Source organism: Pseudalkalibacillus sp. Hm43 (assembly GCF_054170705.1).
Genome location: NZ_CM135129.1, coordinates 1,023,249 through 1,036,260, shown reverse-complemented (window position 1 = coordinate 1,036,260; position 13,012 = coordinate 1,023,249). Strand labels below are relative to the sequence as shown.

Genomic DNA, 13,012 nt, shown 5'->3' with positions numbered 1-13,012 from the left:
CAACCAAAAACAAAAAACGACCTACTGAAAAGGTCGTTTTAAGAATATACGTAATAATAGAGTTTATATCACTTTTTCCATTGCTACATGTGGAATACCGGCATCCATGAAAATGTCCGAATTAGTTTGATAACCAATTGTTGTGTAGAACGGTTCGGCGTGTGTTTGAGAGTGTAGTACAAACTTATGGACATTTTGTTGAATCGCTTCTTGTTCCATATTCTCCATCAACAGTTTACCGGCACCAGTGCCTCTGTATTCTTTCAATACACAGACCCGCTCAATTTTCGCATAATCGTCGACATATCGGATTCTCCCAGCTCCAATCGGAGTAGAATCGTCATAAACGACGAAGTGAGTGCAATCCTTCTCATATTGATCGATTTCCTCTTCTTCTGGAACATTCTGCTCTTCAATGAAAACAGTTGAACGTATGGAAAAGGCATCTTTCATTTTGGAGTCGTCCGTTACGACTTCGACTTTCAACATATCCTATCGGACCTTTCCAAGATGAAAAGTTTCAAATACGGTCCAGGATCCATTCTCCAACTGATAGAGTAATTGGAAGCGATCCACTTGTTCAGTATGGTCGATATCCATCATTTTCAAGGATTCCAGCACATCGTGATGTTCTTCATCAGAAAGTTTTTGTGCCAATGTAATATGTGGAACAAAATTATATGGCCGCTCACTATATAGTTCATCTTTATGAAGTTCTTCATGAAGCTTCGTCAAACGTTCCTCTTCCTTTACCTTGAAGTAAATGACGTTGTTGACCGGATGGAAAGAGCCGACCTTATAAACGTTCAGTTGAAAAGGTTGGATATTATCTGAGATTTCATGGATTTGTCGGGCCATTTCTTTCAACTCATCTTCATCTTCGACATCGAAAGGATCCTTTAATGTCAAGTGAGGAGCGATTAACGCATAATGAGGATCGTAACGTTTACGATATGAATTTACAAGGTCTTGTAGTTTTTTCGATGGAAAAATCGCGATACCGTATTTCATAATTTCCCTCCTCGTGCTTCATCCATTATCTTTATTTTGAGCAACTCTATTATAGCAAATTTTCTTACTATTTCATACTCATATTCCAAGGACTGTCCTTAATTAGGAAAAAGGAACTTCAATGCTTTAGGAATATCAGGCTGCCAATACGTCCATTTATGGTCTCCGTCGAATTCTTCATAATAATACTCTCCGAATGAACGCTCTGTGAGTGCTTTATTCAGATCCCTGTTCGGATTGATGAAGTCCTTCATTTCACCATTTGTCGTTTCCACTTCCGTTTCGCCCTTACCAGCGACATGATAAATGGATAACAAGGATGGATCCTTCAAATTGGAGACTCTTTCAAGTACATGATCGTTCACGAAAGGGGACTGGAGTGCAAGCTTCCCGAACGTACGGGGATAGTCTAATGCAGTCAGTAAAGATACCGTGGCGCCGAGTGAACTGCCGATCATCGCCCGCGCACTTGCAAGTTCCAAGGTTGAATATTCTTCTTCAATAAATGGTAGCAATTCATAAACAAGGAATCGGACATACTTGGAATGTTCCTCACCAGATGGATGGTACTTTCTACGACGATCATTCACATCTTTATATGGAACACCTACGATGATGAATTCCTCAATTGCACCATCTTCAAACAAAGTCTCAGATGATCTTGCAATTTTCCCAAGATTGAAATAGTCTTTTCCATCTTGTGCAATAAGTACGGAATATCGTAACAATGGCGTATAAGATGGAGGTAAGTAGATGTATAAGCTGATCTCTTCATCAAGAATTTCACTATAAATCGTTTTCTCTTCACGTTTTCCATTTAGTTTCATGGTCATCATCCTCCGTATACAATTGGAATAACCTGAGATTGATTGTAACATAAATGCTATAATGAATATAAGCAAGCACACATGAACTTGCATCGAAAGGGGAGATCTTCTTGAAAAAACGTGTACACAGTAAAGACGTGAAAGCTGCAACGATGAACCTATTGAACGAGCGAGGGATTAAAATTGTCGATGTAGCCGAGATCGTATATGAAATGCAGATTCCATATGCCCCGACATTGAAGATGGAAGATTGCATTGAGAGTGTGGAAGCTGTGCTCGAAAAAAGAGAGATTCAGCACGCGTTATTGGTTGGTATCGAATTGGATAAACTAGCAGAACAGAACAAACTGTCTGAACCCCTTCAGTCCATCGTCGAAACGGACGAAGGATTATTCGGCGTTGATGAAACGATTGCTATGGGTGCAGTGCTAGGGTACGGAAGTATCGCGATTACGACTTTCGGTCATCTAGATAAACAGAAAATCGGGATCATCGAAAAGCTAGATACGAAGAAAGGAAACGGAGTTCACACGTTCTTGGATGACTTGATCGCTAGTTTAGCTGCGAATGCATCAAGCCGGCTCGCTCACAGAATTCGAGATCGTGAAGAGAACTTGAAAGAAGAGGAAATCCGTAAGCGGGATGAAGAAGAACGGATTGGATAATTACCGATATGAGAGCTTCCATTTGCTGTAATGGGAGCTCTGCAAAAAATCTTATTTAGTCTGTTGACAGAATGATAAATTGCCAGTATAGTATTACTTGTCCGCTAAAAGCTGAAAATGATCCGTTAGCTCAGTTGGGAGAGCGCTACCTTGACAGGGTAGAGGTCACTGGTTCGAGCCCAGTACGGGTCACCATACATATTAAACCGACCACTTTTCCTTATGGGAGAGTGGTTTTTTTATAATGTAAAAGGAATTCTTAAAAGTAATAGTTAAGTTGTTAAACGTAATTTAAGAACCAAATATCTTATGTAGTTAAAACAATATTTTACTAAAGGAAAGAAAAAGACCGGACAATTAAAGATCTTTTCAGTTATGTTATAAAGACAGATGATACAAATGGAGGATTTATTACTATGAACAAGCTGAAAAGAGATAACCCCTATCCGATCCTAATCTGAAATTGTGTTAGGTCAATCCCCTTGTTGATATAAGAGCTTCAAACATTAACTTTCAAATTTCACGCCTTTAATGGCACGACAATCTACGATGAATGTCTCATCTCTGCTCCTATCTTGTAAGGTGACACAACAATCCTGTTCATCAAAACACGCAAATGTGAACTCTTGGTTTTCAAAGTAATCATCATCACCAATAATAATACGTATTGTGGTGCCGACATCTAGCGTTTTGAAGACACGACAAGCACAGCTTTTACATCTTTTGTCTCCCTTCGACCGATCGATAGAATGGCAACTACAACTCATGATAAACACCTCCTTTGTCCTTTTTAATGTTAGGAATTAACAACCTGAACGCCAGCGATTGCTCTACAATCGAAGATAACGATGTTACCACCATCATCTCTTTTTGCCGTCACACAACAATTCTTTGGATCAAAACAAACTAAAAAGAAGTTTTCCTTTTCAAAAAAATCATCTGTGTTTTTGATAGCAATTCTGATTTCTGTGCCTTGTTCTAAATTTTGTAAAAAACGGCATACGCAGCTATCGCATATATTTTCTTTCACAATCATCGCTCCTCCTCTCTATGGTCATATAGTGTCAGAGCCACTAATCCAATAATTCAATTGCGATTATGTCTCTACAATCCACCAATACAGCTTCATTATCGTCTCTTAAAGTAACGCAACATGTTTTGTCATCAAAACATAAAAATGTAAAATTAATCTCACCACCGTTTGTGAAAAATTCTTCTGATAGGAACGCAATTTTGACCCTTGCACCTTTATCTAGCGTTCTGAATACATCACAAATACAGCCTTCGCAGCGGTCTTCCTTTTTCTTTTTCCAATCCTCATTTCCAAAAAAACCTCTACCCACAACCATTCCTCCTTTACTTAAATGTTCACAGTTATACTACACTATATGGAAAGGCCCTCGGTTTGGTATAGACAAGTATCTAAAATAGGTGAGGAATCTTTGAATGCAAACAAAAAACACCCATACGAAGTGAAACATCGTAATGGATGTTAAATGAATAAAGCCATCCTAGTATTCTTTTGTAAACGTATATGACAAGTTGAAGAAGTGTTCAGACATGGAAGTAAGGGTATATTAGATTTACAAATGATGAGTACCATCTTGAAAAGGATGAGATAGAGGTATTGCCATTGGAGAGTCTTCAATTTTATTTATTTCACTACTCGAAATATATTACGATACAATCATGAAATCTTTTTAAATGCCCTATTTCGATCTCGCAATTGATTCGAGAGATGTAGCTGTAGAAGACGGTCTAATTCTTGACTGCATTTCAACGTTTCTGTCGATGACATGCCATGGATTTTAGCGGTTTCTAACATTTGTGCTCGCTTGCGCTCGATGGTGAGTGATAACATTTATCTTCCCTCCGTCTATTGTAAAGATTAGCCTTGTACATTATCTTACAAAAGCAAGATATTGAAAATAGATTCGTCTAAAGTTCTTAAGATTCGACAGAAATAGAATTGGACGGCATAATGAATCGACATTCATTTTATCCTATTGGTGGTGAAAAGATGAGTAAGGAAAGAGAAATGGTGAAAAAGAAAGGTCTTCCCCCAGGCTCATTGGTTTACGTTGGAGATGAAGAAGCCTCTACGACAAAAATATCAATCATTGATTATTTGGGTGAAAATCTGGTAGAGAGGAAAGTGGATCAAGTTGAAGATATCCTTCCCTATACAGATTCTCAATCCGTCACTTGGGTGAACATAGAAGGTTTAGACGATATCAATGTCTTCAAATTCATCCGGGATGAATACGGTGTACATCCATTGTTGATTGAGGATATTTTGAATACAGAGCACCGGCCCAAGATCAACATACTGAACGATTACGTTGTCATGATCTTGAAGATGGTCTGGTTCAATAAAGAGGAAGTAGAAATAGAAGAAGAACAGATAAGTATCATTATCAAGGACCAGACGATCTTTACAATTCAGGAAAGGGAAGGGGATGTGCTTGAACCTGTACGGAAAGCGATCCGCCAAAACCTAGGGAGAATTCGCAACATGTCCGCGGGATATCTCGTCTATTCCATATTAGATGCCATAGTCGATCAGTATCTGATTGAATCTGAGCGGATTTCATCGGATATCGAGCAAATAGAGGAAGACATGGTGATGAATCCCGATCAGACCGTCCTACAGCAAATCTATTATTATAAGAACATCGGCATGCATCTACGGAAGATCGTCTGGCCAGTAAAAGAAATCATTACAGGACTAGAAAAAACGAAAGTGATTGACTTGAATACTGGGTTCTATTTGAAGGATGTCAGCGACCATATCATTCATGTCATGGATACTGTGGAGATGACGAGAACAATGGCAGCGAACTTGCTGGACGTTTATTTTTCAAGTGTCAGCAATAAGATGAACGAGGTCATGAAGGTACTGACCATCGTTTCGACGATCTTCATTCCTTTGACTTTCATAGCTGGTATCTACGGAATGAACTTCATGTATATGCCTGAGTTGGATGAACCGATGGCATACCCAGTCGTTTGGGGATTGATGATTGCGATGACGCTTGGGATGATTCTCTATTTCAAAAGAAAACGCTGGTTCTGACCCAATTTTCAGTAATGGTTGGTATAATGGGAGGAGTTTACAAATAGAGAAATTGGAAGTGAAAGCATGACGAAAGAGGATATTCTAACGGGGATTCGGGAGAAATCAACGATCCGTCCACTCGTGTTAACATCTGTCATCTTGGCTATGTTCATGGCTGCGATCGAAGGGACGATCGTATCGACTGCTATGCCGAGCATCGTGGCTGACTTAGGTGGTTTCAGATTATACAGTTGGGTGTTTTCGGCCTATTTACTTATGCAAGCGGTCACCATATTGATCTACGGTAAGCTATCAGACCTCTTCGGGAGAAAGCCTGTTTTTACCTTCGGTGTAGGGTTGTTCATGATTGGCTCTATCTTGTGCGGGTTTGCAGAATCAATGGAAATGCTCATCTTGTTCCGATTGATACAAGGTCTTGGAGCGGGAGCGGTCATGCCGATCGCCACGACCATCGTCGGTGATATGTATACAATGGAAGAAAGAGCGAAGATCCAAGGATATTTAGAAAGTGTTTGGGGAATTTCAGCTGTCATAGGGCCAGCATTGGGTGGTTTCATCGTCCTTTATGTTGATTGGGCATACGTTTTTTGGTTGAACATCCCGCTTGGTATACTTGCGATTCTCGGTACCGTTTTATTTTTACATGAAGACGTTGAAAAGAAAAAACATGAAATTGATTACATAGGTGCGTTTTTGGTTTTTGTGGCAGTTAGCAGCTTAATGATCGCTCTCATTCAAGGCGGTGTCACATTACCCTGGACTTCCTGGCAAATCATCGGTCTGTTCAGTCTGTTTGCAGTGAGCTTCATGCTCTTCATCTATCAGGAGAAAAGGGCTGCAGAACCGACCATGCCATTGAGTATATGGAAAGATCGATTGATTACATTGGCTAATCTAGCGTCACTCACTACTGGAGCGATACTGTTCGGAGTATCTTCTTTCCTGCCTGCTTATGTTCAAGGGGTGATGGAAGAGTCGCCACTCGTAGCTGGATTCACCCTTACGACGATGTCTATCGGTTGGCCGATCGCTTCCACACTTGCAGGAAGGCTGATCATCAAACTCGGTTTCCGTACCGTCGCTGTAGGTGGTGGCGTAGCGCTCATGATTGGGTCCATCTTCTTCATGAATCTGGATCCTTCCAAAGGTCCGATATGGGCAGGAATCGGGTCATTCATCATAGGAGTCGGTATGGGTCTGTCTACGACCACGTTCATCGTCTCCATCCAGTCTTCTGTTGATTGGAAGAAGCGTGGGGTCGCGACCGCTTCGAATATGTTCATGCGGATTTTAGGAAGTGCAATCGGAGCGAGTCTACTCGGAGGAATCTTGAACAATCAACTACAAACATACTTACAAGAAAACAATGCCAACCTGGATGAATCTATATCGATTGATGCTGCAAACATCCTGCTCGAAAAATCCCAAAGGGAGAAACTCTCTCCAGAAACGTTGTCACTCCTGCAAGAAGGGCTTACTATTTCCATGGACAGTGTCTATCTCGGGGTTTTCATTCTAGCAGTGATGAGTTTCATCTTAATTGCGTTTTTACCTAAGAAGGATCAACAGAATAAAACAGAGAAGGAGAGTGTCTAAATGACATTCTCCTTACTTATCGGTCTCTAAAAGTTCGATCCGATTGTTGAATGGGTCGAAAAACGAAAATCGTTTCATACCAGGAATTTGGGTTTCTTCCTTGATCTTGACACCTTTTTGGATGAGATATTCCTTGACCTGTTCCAAATTTCTGATAGCAAATGCGGGGTGTCTTTTACTTTGTTCGGTATGAGGCTCTGTCCCGATATGCAGTTCAATACCGGCGACTTCATACCAGAGGCCGCCGTTTGCTTTCAACGCTTCGGGTTTCTCGATTTCATCGAGCCCTAGAACTTCTGTGTAAAAGTTTCGGGCGGTATCCTCTTCACCTGTGGGGATGCAAACTTGAACGTGGTGTAATCTTTCAAAATGTATTTTCGTCATGAAAGTTTTCCTCCAATCATTTGATAGATCAACTGTAGCAACAATAAAATCGTGATGGCTCTCAGAATGAGTTTGACGGCTGATTTCGAGAATTTGCCTGCGAGGCGGACAGCTGTCTGTGCACCAATCAGTGAACCAACAGCTAGAGGGAGTGCAATTTTCCAATCCAAGTGTCCGGCAATATAGAAGCTGACGAATGCGCCTAAACAGCTTAGGAAGGTATTGAACCTCGTATACGCAATGGTCCTGAGGTATGAAACGCCCTGGTAGAAGAACAGATACATCTGGAAGGTCGCTTGCCCGGGACCGAACATGCCGTCATAAGTGCCGATGCCGAAAAGACCTGGATATGACCATTTGGATAATCGCTCTATCCCATCATCGACCTTTGGCGGTTTTTTCAAAAACGATAGAAGGAAAGCAAAGATCAACAGGCTGATTCCGATCAAAAGCATCGTCCTTTCCGATAGAGAGGATGCAATCATGCCACCTACTACACCGCCTGCTAGGCTGAATGGTGCAATTTTGGCTGCGGCCCGGAATTGGACTTCCTTTTTCCGTAACAATACATAGAAACTGGAGAATGAACTGAGCATGTTCGAGAACTTGTTGGATGCGATGGCAGTATGGATGGGAATCCCTGCTACCAACATGGCAGGCAGGTTGATGAGTCCGCCACTGCCCGCTAATGTGCCGATGAATGTTGCGCTGAATCCGATCAATATCAAAAGTAGCGTCATTTTTGGTACCTTCTTCCAAGTTTGCTTATAGTGTTATCTTATGGCATGATTCGTTATAATAAAATGACAATTAATTTATACTTTATGATAAGAAAAACTTATGGACCAAGGTGTGTGAGTAAGTCATGCAAATGACGGAGTTCCATGTATTGAATATTCTCGCAGAAGAACTGAACATGCGAAAGGCTTCAGAAAGACTATATGTTTCCCAGCCTGCGTTAAGCCAACGTCTCCAATCAATTGAACAGCGGTGGGGAGCGAAACTGTTCATCCGCTCTCAGAAGGGATTGACGTTGACACCTGCAGGGGAAAAGGTCATCGAGTTCGTCAATCGAACGATACAGACAGAAGAGGAAGTGAGAGACGAAGTATTGTCTATGGGAGACGTTGTCCATGGAACGTTGAAACTAGCGGTAGCGTCGATCATCGGTCAATATTGGCTGCCTAAAGTACTGAAGGAATATGTAGAGCGATTTCCAAATGTGAAAATTTCGCTCGTGACGGGCTGGAGTAGTGAGGTTCAGAGACAACTTTACGGAGACCATTTCCATGTAGGGATCATCAGAGGTCATCCGGATTGGAAAGGTCCGAAAGAACACTTGATATCTGATGAATTACATCTCGTGGATACGAAAATCCAGTCCCTTGAAGAGTTAGAGGGAACAACGAGACCTTTCATCCAGTTCAAAAGTCATTCTACTTATTATCAAGAGATTCAGGACTGGTGGGTTCGTCAGTTCAAATCATCACCAAAGCGTACGATAGTCGTCGACCAGATCGAAACATGCAAACAGATGGCCCTCAACGGAATCGGTTATGCCATTTTACCGTCGATCAGTCTTCCGAAAGAAGAATCGAACTTCCATACGATCCCGATCAAGAATGAGAAGAAAGAGCCGCTGGTGCGGGATACGTGGATTATATACAGTGAAGCTTCGCAACAATTGAAGCAAGTGAAAGCGTTCATCGACCTCATCAATGAGATGAAGGGAAACGGTCATACTTAACAACAGCGTGAAAATACGATAAAATTAATCCGATTGAGATTGAGAAAATTGAAGGAGGAATTGGTTTATGAAAATGATGGATGCAAACGAGATCATCTCGTTTATTCAAAATAGTGAAAAGTCAACACCTGTCAAAGTACATATCAAAGGGGATATTGAAGGAATTGATTTCGGATCGACTACGAAATCATTCATTACTGGGAATACTGGCGTCCTTTTTGGTGAGTGGAAAGAAATTAAAGCTGCGATTGAACAGAACGAAGCTGCGATTGAAGACTATGTAATCGAAAACGATCGTCGCAACTCTGCAATACCTCTGTTGGACTTGAAAGGCGTACAAGCTCGTATCGAGCCAGGCGCAGTCATCCGTGACCAAGTTGAAATTGGTAAAAATGCAGTCATCATGATGGGTGCTATGATCAACATCGGATCTGTCGTCGGTGAAGGTACAATGATCGACATGAACGTTGTCCTTGGCGGACGCGCAACAGTCGGTAAGAACTGCCACATCGGTGCAGGGTCTGTATTAGCAGGTGTCATCGAGCCACCTTCTGCAAAGCCAGTCGTCGTTGAAGATGGCGTTGTCGTTGGTGCAAATGCTGTAATCCTTGAAGGTGTTACAGTTGGAGAAGGCTCCGTTGTCGCAGCAGGAGCTGTCGTGACTGAAGACGTACCTCCACTGTCTGTTGTCGCTGGGACACCAGCTCGCGTCATCAAAAAAATTGATGAGAAGACAAAAGGAAAGACTGAAATCAAGCAAGAACTTCGCCAGTTGAAGGAAGACTAATTTGAAAAAGGAGAGGGCAGAAATGATATCCCACGATGATCTCATTGATATTCGCCGCTCTCTACACCGTATACCAGAGCTGGGTTTTCAAGAAGTGAAGACCCAGCGCTTTTTGTTAGATAAAATCCAGTCGTTGCCACAAGAACATCTTGAAGTGATGGAGTGGAAGACAGGCCTAATGGTAAAGGTGCATGGAGCGGACCCGGAGAAAACGATCGGTTATCGGGCGGATATCGACGGGTTACCGATTGAAGAGGAAACCTCATACGATTTCAAATCAGAACACCCTGGGATGATGCATGCGTGTGGTCATGATTTTCACATGACGATTGCGCTTGGTGTTCTGACGCACTTTGCATCCAATCAGCCGAAGGATCATATATTGTTTGTATTTCAACCAGCAGAAGAAGGTCCAGGTGGAGCGCTCCCTATTCTGGAAAGCATGGAGTTCAATGCTTTTCGACCTGATATGATGGTGGCTCTCCATATTTCACCTGAATTGCCGGTCGGTACGATTGGTACGAAGGAAGGGTTATTGTTCGCTAACACCTCAGAATTGTTCATCGATCTGAAAGGAAAAGGTGGTCACGCAGCCTATCCACACAAGGCGAATGACATGGTTGTTGCGGGCAGTAATCTCGTTTCCATGATGCAAACGATCGTTTCTCGGAACATCGATCCGTTGGACTCTGCAGTCGTTACAATCGGTAAAATCACGGGTGGAACGAAACAGAACATCATTGCGGAAAAAGCGCGAATCGAAGGGACGATCCGTACATTGTCACCAGAGGCGATGGAGAACGTGAAGAAGCGGATCGAGGCACTCGTTTCCGGCATTGAAACTGGATTTGAATGCGAGGCAGAAATCGATTATGGCGCGAATTATTATCAGGTTGACAATGACCCTGAGCTGACTGAGGAGTTCATGAAGTTTGTAGAGGATAGCAAGTATGAGCTCGTTGTGAGTGATAAAGCGATGACAGGAGAAGATTTCGGTTATTTCTTGAAAGAGATCCCTGGATTCATGTTCTGGCTCGGCGTCGATACACCGTATGGATTGCATCACTCAAAGATTGAACCGAATGAAGATGCACTCAAGGTAGCAGTTGATCTGCTCGTCGATTATATAACCAAAAAAGCGAACTAGAGCCCTGGTGGAGGGCTCTTTTTTGTGGGATGAGCGGTGGTTGCACATCCCGAAACGGGGAGGAAACGGAGTATCGCACCTCGCAAGAGGCTATTGTGCACCCCGAAAACGCGAAATCTTCGAGATCGCACCCCGCAAGAAGCTCTTGATCCATGCCAATGCCTTCATCACCACACATCCCGTGCATATCGCCTGCCACATCCGGTTAACTTAAGAGAAAGTGCGGAGGAGGTGGAAGGTATGCCACGTATTGGAGTTGAACAATCTTTGTCTGCTGTACAAGAGGCGCTTCAAAGCAAAGGATACGATGTAAAACAATTGCAACAAGAGCAAGATGCGGCTGACTGTGATTGCTGTGTGATCACAGGTCAGGATGAAAACGTGATGGGGATCCAGAATACCATGACACAAGGGTCTGTCATCAATGCACATGGAATGTCTGCAGATGATGTGTGCCAACAAATCGATCAACGTTTCCAACAATCATAATCCATAATGAAAGGGATAGCCCGAGGCTATCCCTTCTTTTATCAATCGTCTTTCTTGACCCAGTTGTCGTTCTCATTTTTGGTGTACTTTTCTTTTACCGCACTCCAAGCGACCTTGTGTGCTGTCTTTTCTTGATCATATTGCTCGCTTGCTGAGTTGAAGGCTTCTTTATAGATTTCTTGAGCGTGTTTTGGCAAGTTGTCCTTTACCTGGTCAGGCAGTTCACTTTTCTTATCGTATGGCATAAAAAAGTACCCTCCTTTTTGATAAGAAGGGTACCCGGAATGACGGTCAGATAAACTTAGCCGTTGTTTTCCGTCTTGTTGATATACACTTGATGAGGGAATGGGATTTCAATTCCGTTTGCATCAAGCGCTTGTTTCATCGCTTTACGTAGTTCACGTTCAACCGCCCACTGCATGTTCGTCTTCGCTTGTGCAATGACACGGATTACGACATCAGAAGCTCCAAGCTCTTGAACACCAACGACATTTGGTCCATCTACGATGTTTTCATTCGTTTCCGCAACTCGATCACAAGCCTCTTGTAGGACCTCAATCGCTTTATCGATATCATCATCATAAGAAATACCGATATCCACTAAAGCTCTCATATTACCTCTCGTGTGGTTACTGATTGTGCTGATTTCACGATTTGGAACAAAGTGTAATGTACCATCGAATCCACGGATATGGGTTGTACGCAAACCTGTTTCTTCAACGATTCCACCCATACCTGCTGCTGTTACATAATCACCTACATCCAATTGTTTCTCCAGTAAGATGAAAAATCCAGTCACGACGTCACTTACGAGTCCTTGTGCACCGAATCCGATCGCTAATCCTACAATACCTGCAGCGGCAATCAGACCAGCAATATCAATTCCGAACGTACCTAGAACGACTACTACGAGTATAAAGATCAGTACATAAGAAAAAATGCTCTTTGTCAGACTTCTAAGTGTGTGTGCCCGACCTGCTGTCATATCTTTTCTGTTTTCTAATTTTTCAAATGATGTACGAATCAGTCGATTTCCTATGCTTTTTACAATGGCGAAAATAATCAGGATGACAATCAGTTTAATGGAGGTGATCCCGATATTTTTCAGTATTCCTGCCCAATCAATGTTCGCAATAATATCTGTCAATCTGCTTCAACTCCTTGATTCATGATGATAGGCTAGTACCACTATAACCAATTAAAGTGGTTAATCGCAATTGATATGGTCTTCTATAAGTATATCCTTTGAGTTAAGAGATGAAACAAGGTAGAATGGACGA

At 42.2% G+C, this 13,012-nt stretch carries 17 protein-coding genes and 1 tRNA gene; 8 read left to right on the top strand and 10 right to left on the bottom strand.

Going from position 1 to position 13,012, the window contains the following annotated elements:
• Nucleotides 1-63 precede the first annotated feature (63 nt).
• The 3 genes from ACXQIQ_RS05490 to ACXQIQ_RS05480 form a co-directional block, all read right to left on the bottom strand.
• On the bottom strand, nt 64-489 hold the full coding sequence (locus tag ACXQIQ_RS05490; RefSeq protein ID WP_439299775.1) for a GNAT family N-acetyltransferase: 426 nt from the start codon (nt 487-489) through the stop codon (nt 64-66).
• Nucleotides 490-492: 3 nt separating this feature from the next.
• The gene (locus ACXQIQ_RS05485; RefSeq protein ID WP_439299776.1) at nt 493-1,011 is read right to left on the bottom strand and encodes a YjcG family protein; all 519 of its coding nucleotides are present in this window, start codon (nt 1,009-1,011) and stop codon (nt 493-495) included.
• A gap of 98 nt (nt 1,012-1,109) precedes the next feature.
• Nucleotides 1,110-1,838, bottom strand: a complete 729-nt coding sequence (locus ACXQIQ_RS05480) for an alpha/beta hydrolase (RefSeq protein WP_439299777.1) — start codon at nt 1,836-1,838, stop codon at nt 1,110-1,112.
• 152 nt (nt 1,839-1,990) lie between these two features.
• On the opposite strand from ACXQIQ_RS05480, the gene ACXQIQ_RS05475 reads away from it, so the two are divergent.
• Entirely contained in the window at nt 1,991-2,503 is a 513-nt protein-coding gene (locus tag ACXQIQ_RS05475; RefSeq protein ID WP_439301928.1) for a phosphatidylglycerophosphatase A family protein, read from the top strand.
• 119 nt (nt 2,504-2,622) lie between these two features.
• Nucleotides 2,623-2,698 (top strand) — tRNA-Val (locus ACXQIQ_RS05470).
• 601 nt (nt 2,699-3,299) lie between these two features.
• Here the strand turns inward: ACXQIQ_RS05470 and ACXQIQ_RS05465 are convergent.
• The 3 genes from ACXQIQ_RS05465 to ACXQIQ_RS05455 all read right to left on the bottom strand — a co-directional run bounded on the left by ACXQIQ_RS05465 (nt 3,300) and on the right by ACXQIQ_RS05455 (nt 4,364).
• Entirely contained in the window at nt 3,300-3,539 is a 240-nt protein-coding gene (locus ACXQIQ_RS05465; protein WP_439299778.1) for a hypothetical protein, read from the bottom strand.
• 37 nt (nt 3,540-3,576) lie between these two features.
• Entirely contained in the window at nt 3,577-3,846 is a 270-nt protein-coding gene (locus tag ACXQIQ_RS05460) for a hypothetical protein (protein WP_439299779.1), read from the bottom strand.
• 344 nt (nt 3,847-4,190) lie between these two features.
• A complete protein-coding gene (locus tag ACXQIQ_RS05455; RefSeq protein WP_439299780.1) occupies nt 4,191-4,364 on the bottom strand; it encodes an aspartyl-phosphate phosphatase Spo0E family protein in 174 nt (57 codons plus the stop codon).
• Nucleotides 4,365-4,523: 159 nt separating this feature from the next.
• Here ACXQIQ_RS05455 and corA point away from each other — a divergent pair, with 159 nt between their 5' ends.
• Both corA and ACXQIQ_RS05445 read left to right on the top strand, forming a co-directional pair.
• Entirely contained in the window at nt 4,524-5,579 is a 1,056-nt protein-coding gene (gene corA, locus ACXQIQ_RS05450) for a magnesium/cobalt transporter CorA (RefSeq protein WP_439299781.1), read from the top strand.
• Between the two features lie 66 nt (nt 5,580-5,645).
• Nucleotides 5,646-7,178 (top strand): MDR family MFS transporter, encoded by a 1,533-nt coding sequence (locus ACXQIQ_RS05445; protein ID WP_439299782.1) that lies wholly within the window; start codon nt 5,646-5,648, stop codon nt 7,176-7,178.
• 12 nt (nt 7,179-7,190) lie between these two features.
• Here ACXQIQ_RS05445 and ACXQIQ_RS05440 read toward each other — a convergent pair whose 3' ends face one another.
• Together ACXQIQ_RS05440 and ACXQIQ_RS05435 are read right to left on the bottom strand one after the other, a co-directional pair.
• Nucleotides 7,191-7,562: a VOC family protein gene (locus tag ACXQIQ_RS05440; protein ID WP_439299783.1), complete on the bottom strand. Its 372-nt coding sequence runs from the start codon at nt 7,560-7,562 to the stop codon at nt 7,191-7,193.
• A complete protein-coding gene (locus ACXQIQ_RS05435; protein ID WP_439299784.1) occupies nt 7,559-8,302 on the bottom strand; it encodes a sulfite exporter TauE/SafE family protein in 744 nt (247 codons plus the stop codon). Before ACXQIQ_RS05435 ends, ACXQIQ_RS05440 begins: the two co-directional genes overlap by 4 nt.
• 125 nt (nt 8,303-8,427) lie before the next feature.
• Between ACXQIQ_RS05435 and ACXQIQ_RS05430 the strand changes: the two genes are divergently transcribed.
• From ACXQIQ_RS05430 to ACXQIQ_RS05415, 4 genes are all read left to right on the top strand, one after another.
• Nucleotides 8,428-9,309, top strand: a complete 882-nt coding sequence (locus ACXQIQ_RS05430) for a LysR family transcriptional regulator (RefSeq protein WP_439299785.1) — start codon at nt 8,428-8,430, stop codon at nt 9,307-9,309.
• A gap of 67 nt (nt 9,310-9,376) precedes the next feature.
• Nucleotides 9,377-10,096 (top strand): 2,3,4,5-tetrahydropyridine-2,6-dicarboxylate N-acetyltransferase, encoded by a 720-nt coding sequence (dapD, locus tag ACXQIQ_RS05425; protein WP_439299786.1) that lies wholly within the window; start codon nt 9,377-9,379, stop codon nt 10,094-10,096.
• 25 nt (nt 10,097-10,121) lie between these two features.
• Nucleotides 10,122-11,243: an N-acetyldiaminopimelate deacetylase gene (locus ACXQIQ_RS05420; protein ID WP_439301929.1), complete on the top strand. Its 1,122-nt coding sequence runs from the start codon at nt 10,122-10,124 to the stop codon at nt 11,241-11,243.
• 240 nt (nt 11,244-11,483) lie between these two features.
• Entirely contained in the window at nt 11,484-11,732 is a 249-nt protein-coding gene (locus tag ACXQIQ_RS05415) for a YkuS family protein (RefSeq protein ID WP_226552059.1), read from the top strand.
• A 41-nt stretch (nt 11,733-11,773) separates the two neighbouring features.
• Here the strand turns inward: ACXQIQ_RS05415 and ACXQIQ_RS05410 are convergent, their stop codons facing one another.
• The gene (locus ACXQIQ_RS05410) at nt 11,774-11,977 is read right to left on the bottom strand and encodes a ChaB family protein (RefSeq protein ID WP_439299787.1); all 204 of its coding nucleotides are present in this window, start codon (nt 11,975-11,977) and stop codon (nt 11,774-11,776) included.
• Between the two features lie 56 nt (nt 11,978-12,033).
• On the bottom strand, nt 12,034-12,879 hold the full coding sequence (locus tag ACXQIQ_RS05405) for a mechanosensitive ion channel family protein (protein ID WP_439299788.1): 846 nt from the start codon (nt 12,877-12,879) through the stop codon (nt 12,034-12,036).
• Nucleotides 12,880-13,012: the final 133 nt, after the last annotated feature.

Excerpts from the sequence above, each read along its gene's own strand:
- ACXQIQ_RS05490 (WP_439299775.1), bottom strand. The coding sequence starts at position 489 with ATGTTGAAAGTCGAAGTCGTAACGGACGACTCCAAAATGAAAGATGCC.
- ACXQIQ_RS05485 (WP_439299776.1), bottom strand. The coding sequence starts at position 1,011 with ATGAAATACGGTATCGCGATTTTTCCATCGAAAAAACTACAAGACCTT.
- ACXQIQ_RS05480 (WP_439299777.1), bottom strand. The coding sequence starts at position 1,838 with ATGAAACTAAATGGAAAACGTGAAGAGAAAACGATTTATAGTGAAATT.
- ACXQIQ_RS05475 (WP_439301928.1), top strand. The coding sequence starts at position 1,991 with ATGAACCTATTGAACGAGCGAGGGATTAAAATTGTCGATGTAGCCGAG.
- ACXQIQ_RS05465 (WP_439299778.1), bottom strand. The coding sequence starts at position 3,539 with ATGATTGTGAAAGAAAATATATGCGATAGCTGCGTATGCCGTTTTTTA.
- ACXQIQ_RS05455 (WP_439299780.1), bottom strand. The coding sequence starts at position 4,364 with ATGTTATCACTCACCATCGAGCGCAAGCGAGCACAAATGTTAGAAACC.
- corA (WP_439299781.1), top strand. The coding sequence starts at position 4,524 with ATGAGTAAGGAAAGAGAAATGGTGAAAAAGAAAGGTCTTCCCCCAGGC.
- ACXQIQ_RS05445 (WP_439299782.1), top strand. The coding sequence starts at position 5,646 with ATGACGAAAGAGGATATTCTAACGGGGATTCGGGAGAAATCAACGATC.
- ACXQIQ_RS05440 (WP_439299783.1), bottom strand. The coding sequence starts at position 7,562 with ATGACGAAAATACATTTTGAAAGATTACACCACGTTCAAGTTTGCATC.
- ACXQIQ_RS05435 (WP_439299784.1), bottom strand. The coding sequence starts at position 8,302 with ATGACGCTACTTTTGATATTGATCGGATTCAGCGCAACATTCATCGGC.
- ACXQIQ_RS05430 (WP_439299785.1), top strand. The coding sequence starts at position 8,428 with ATGCAAATGACGGAGTTCCATGTATTGAATATTCTCGCAGAAGAACTG.
- dapD (WP_439299786.1), top strand. The coding sequence starts at position 9,377 with ATGAAAATGATGGATGCAAACGAGATCATCTCGTTTATTCAAAATAGT.
- ACXQIQ_RS05415 (WP_226552059.1), top strand. The coding sequence starts at position 11,484 with ATGCCACGTATTGGAGTTGAACAATCTTTGTCTGCTGTACAAGAGGCG.
- ACXQIQ_RS05410 (WP_439299787.1), bottom strand. The coding sequence starts at position 11,977 with ATGCCATACGATAAGAAAAGTGAACTGCCTGACCAGGTAAAGGACAAC.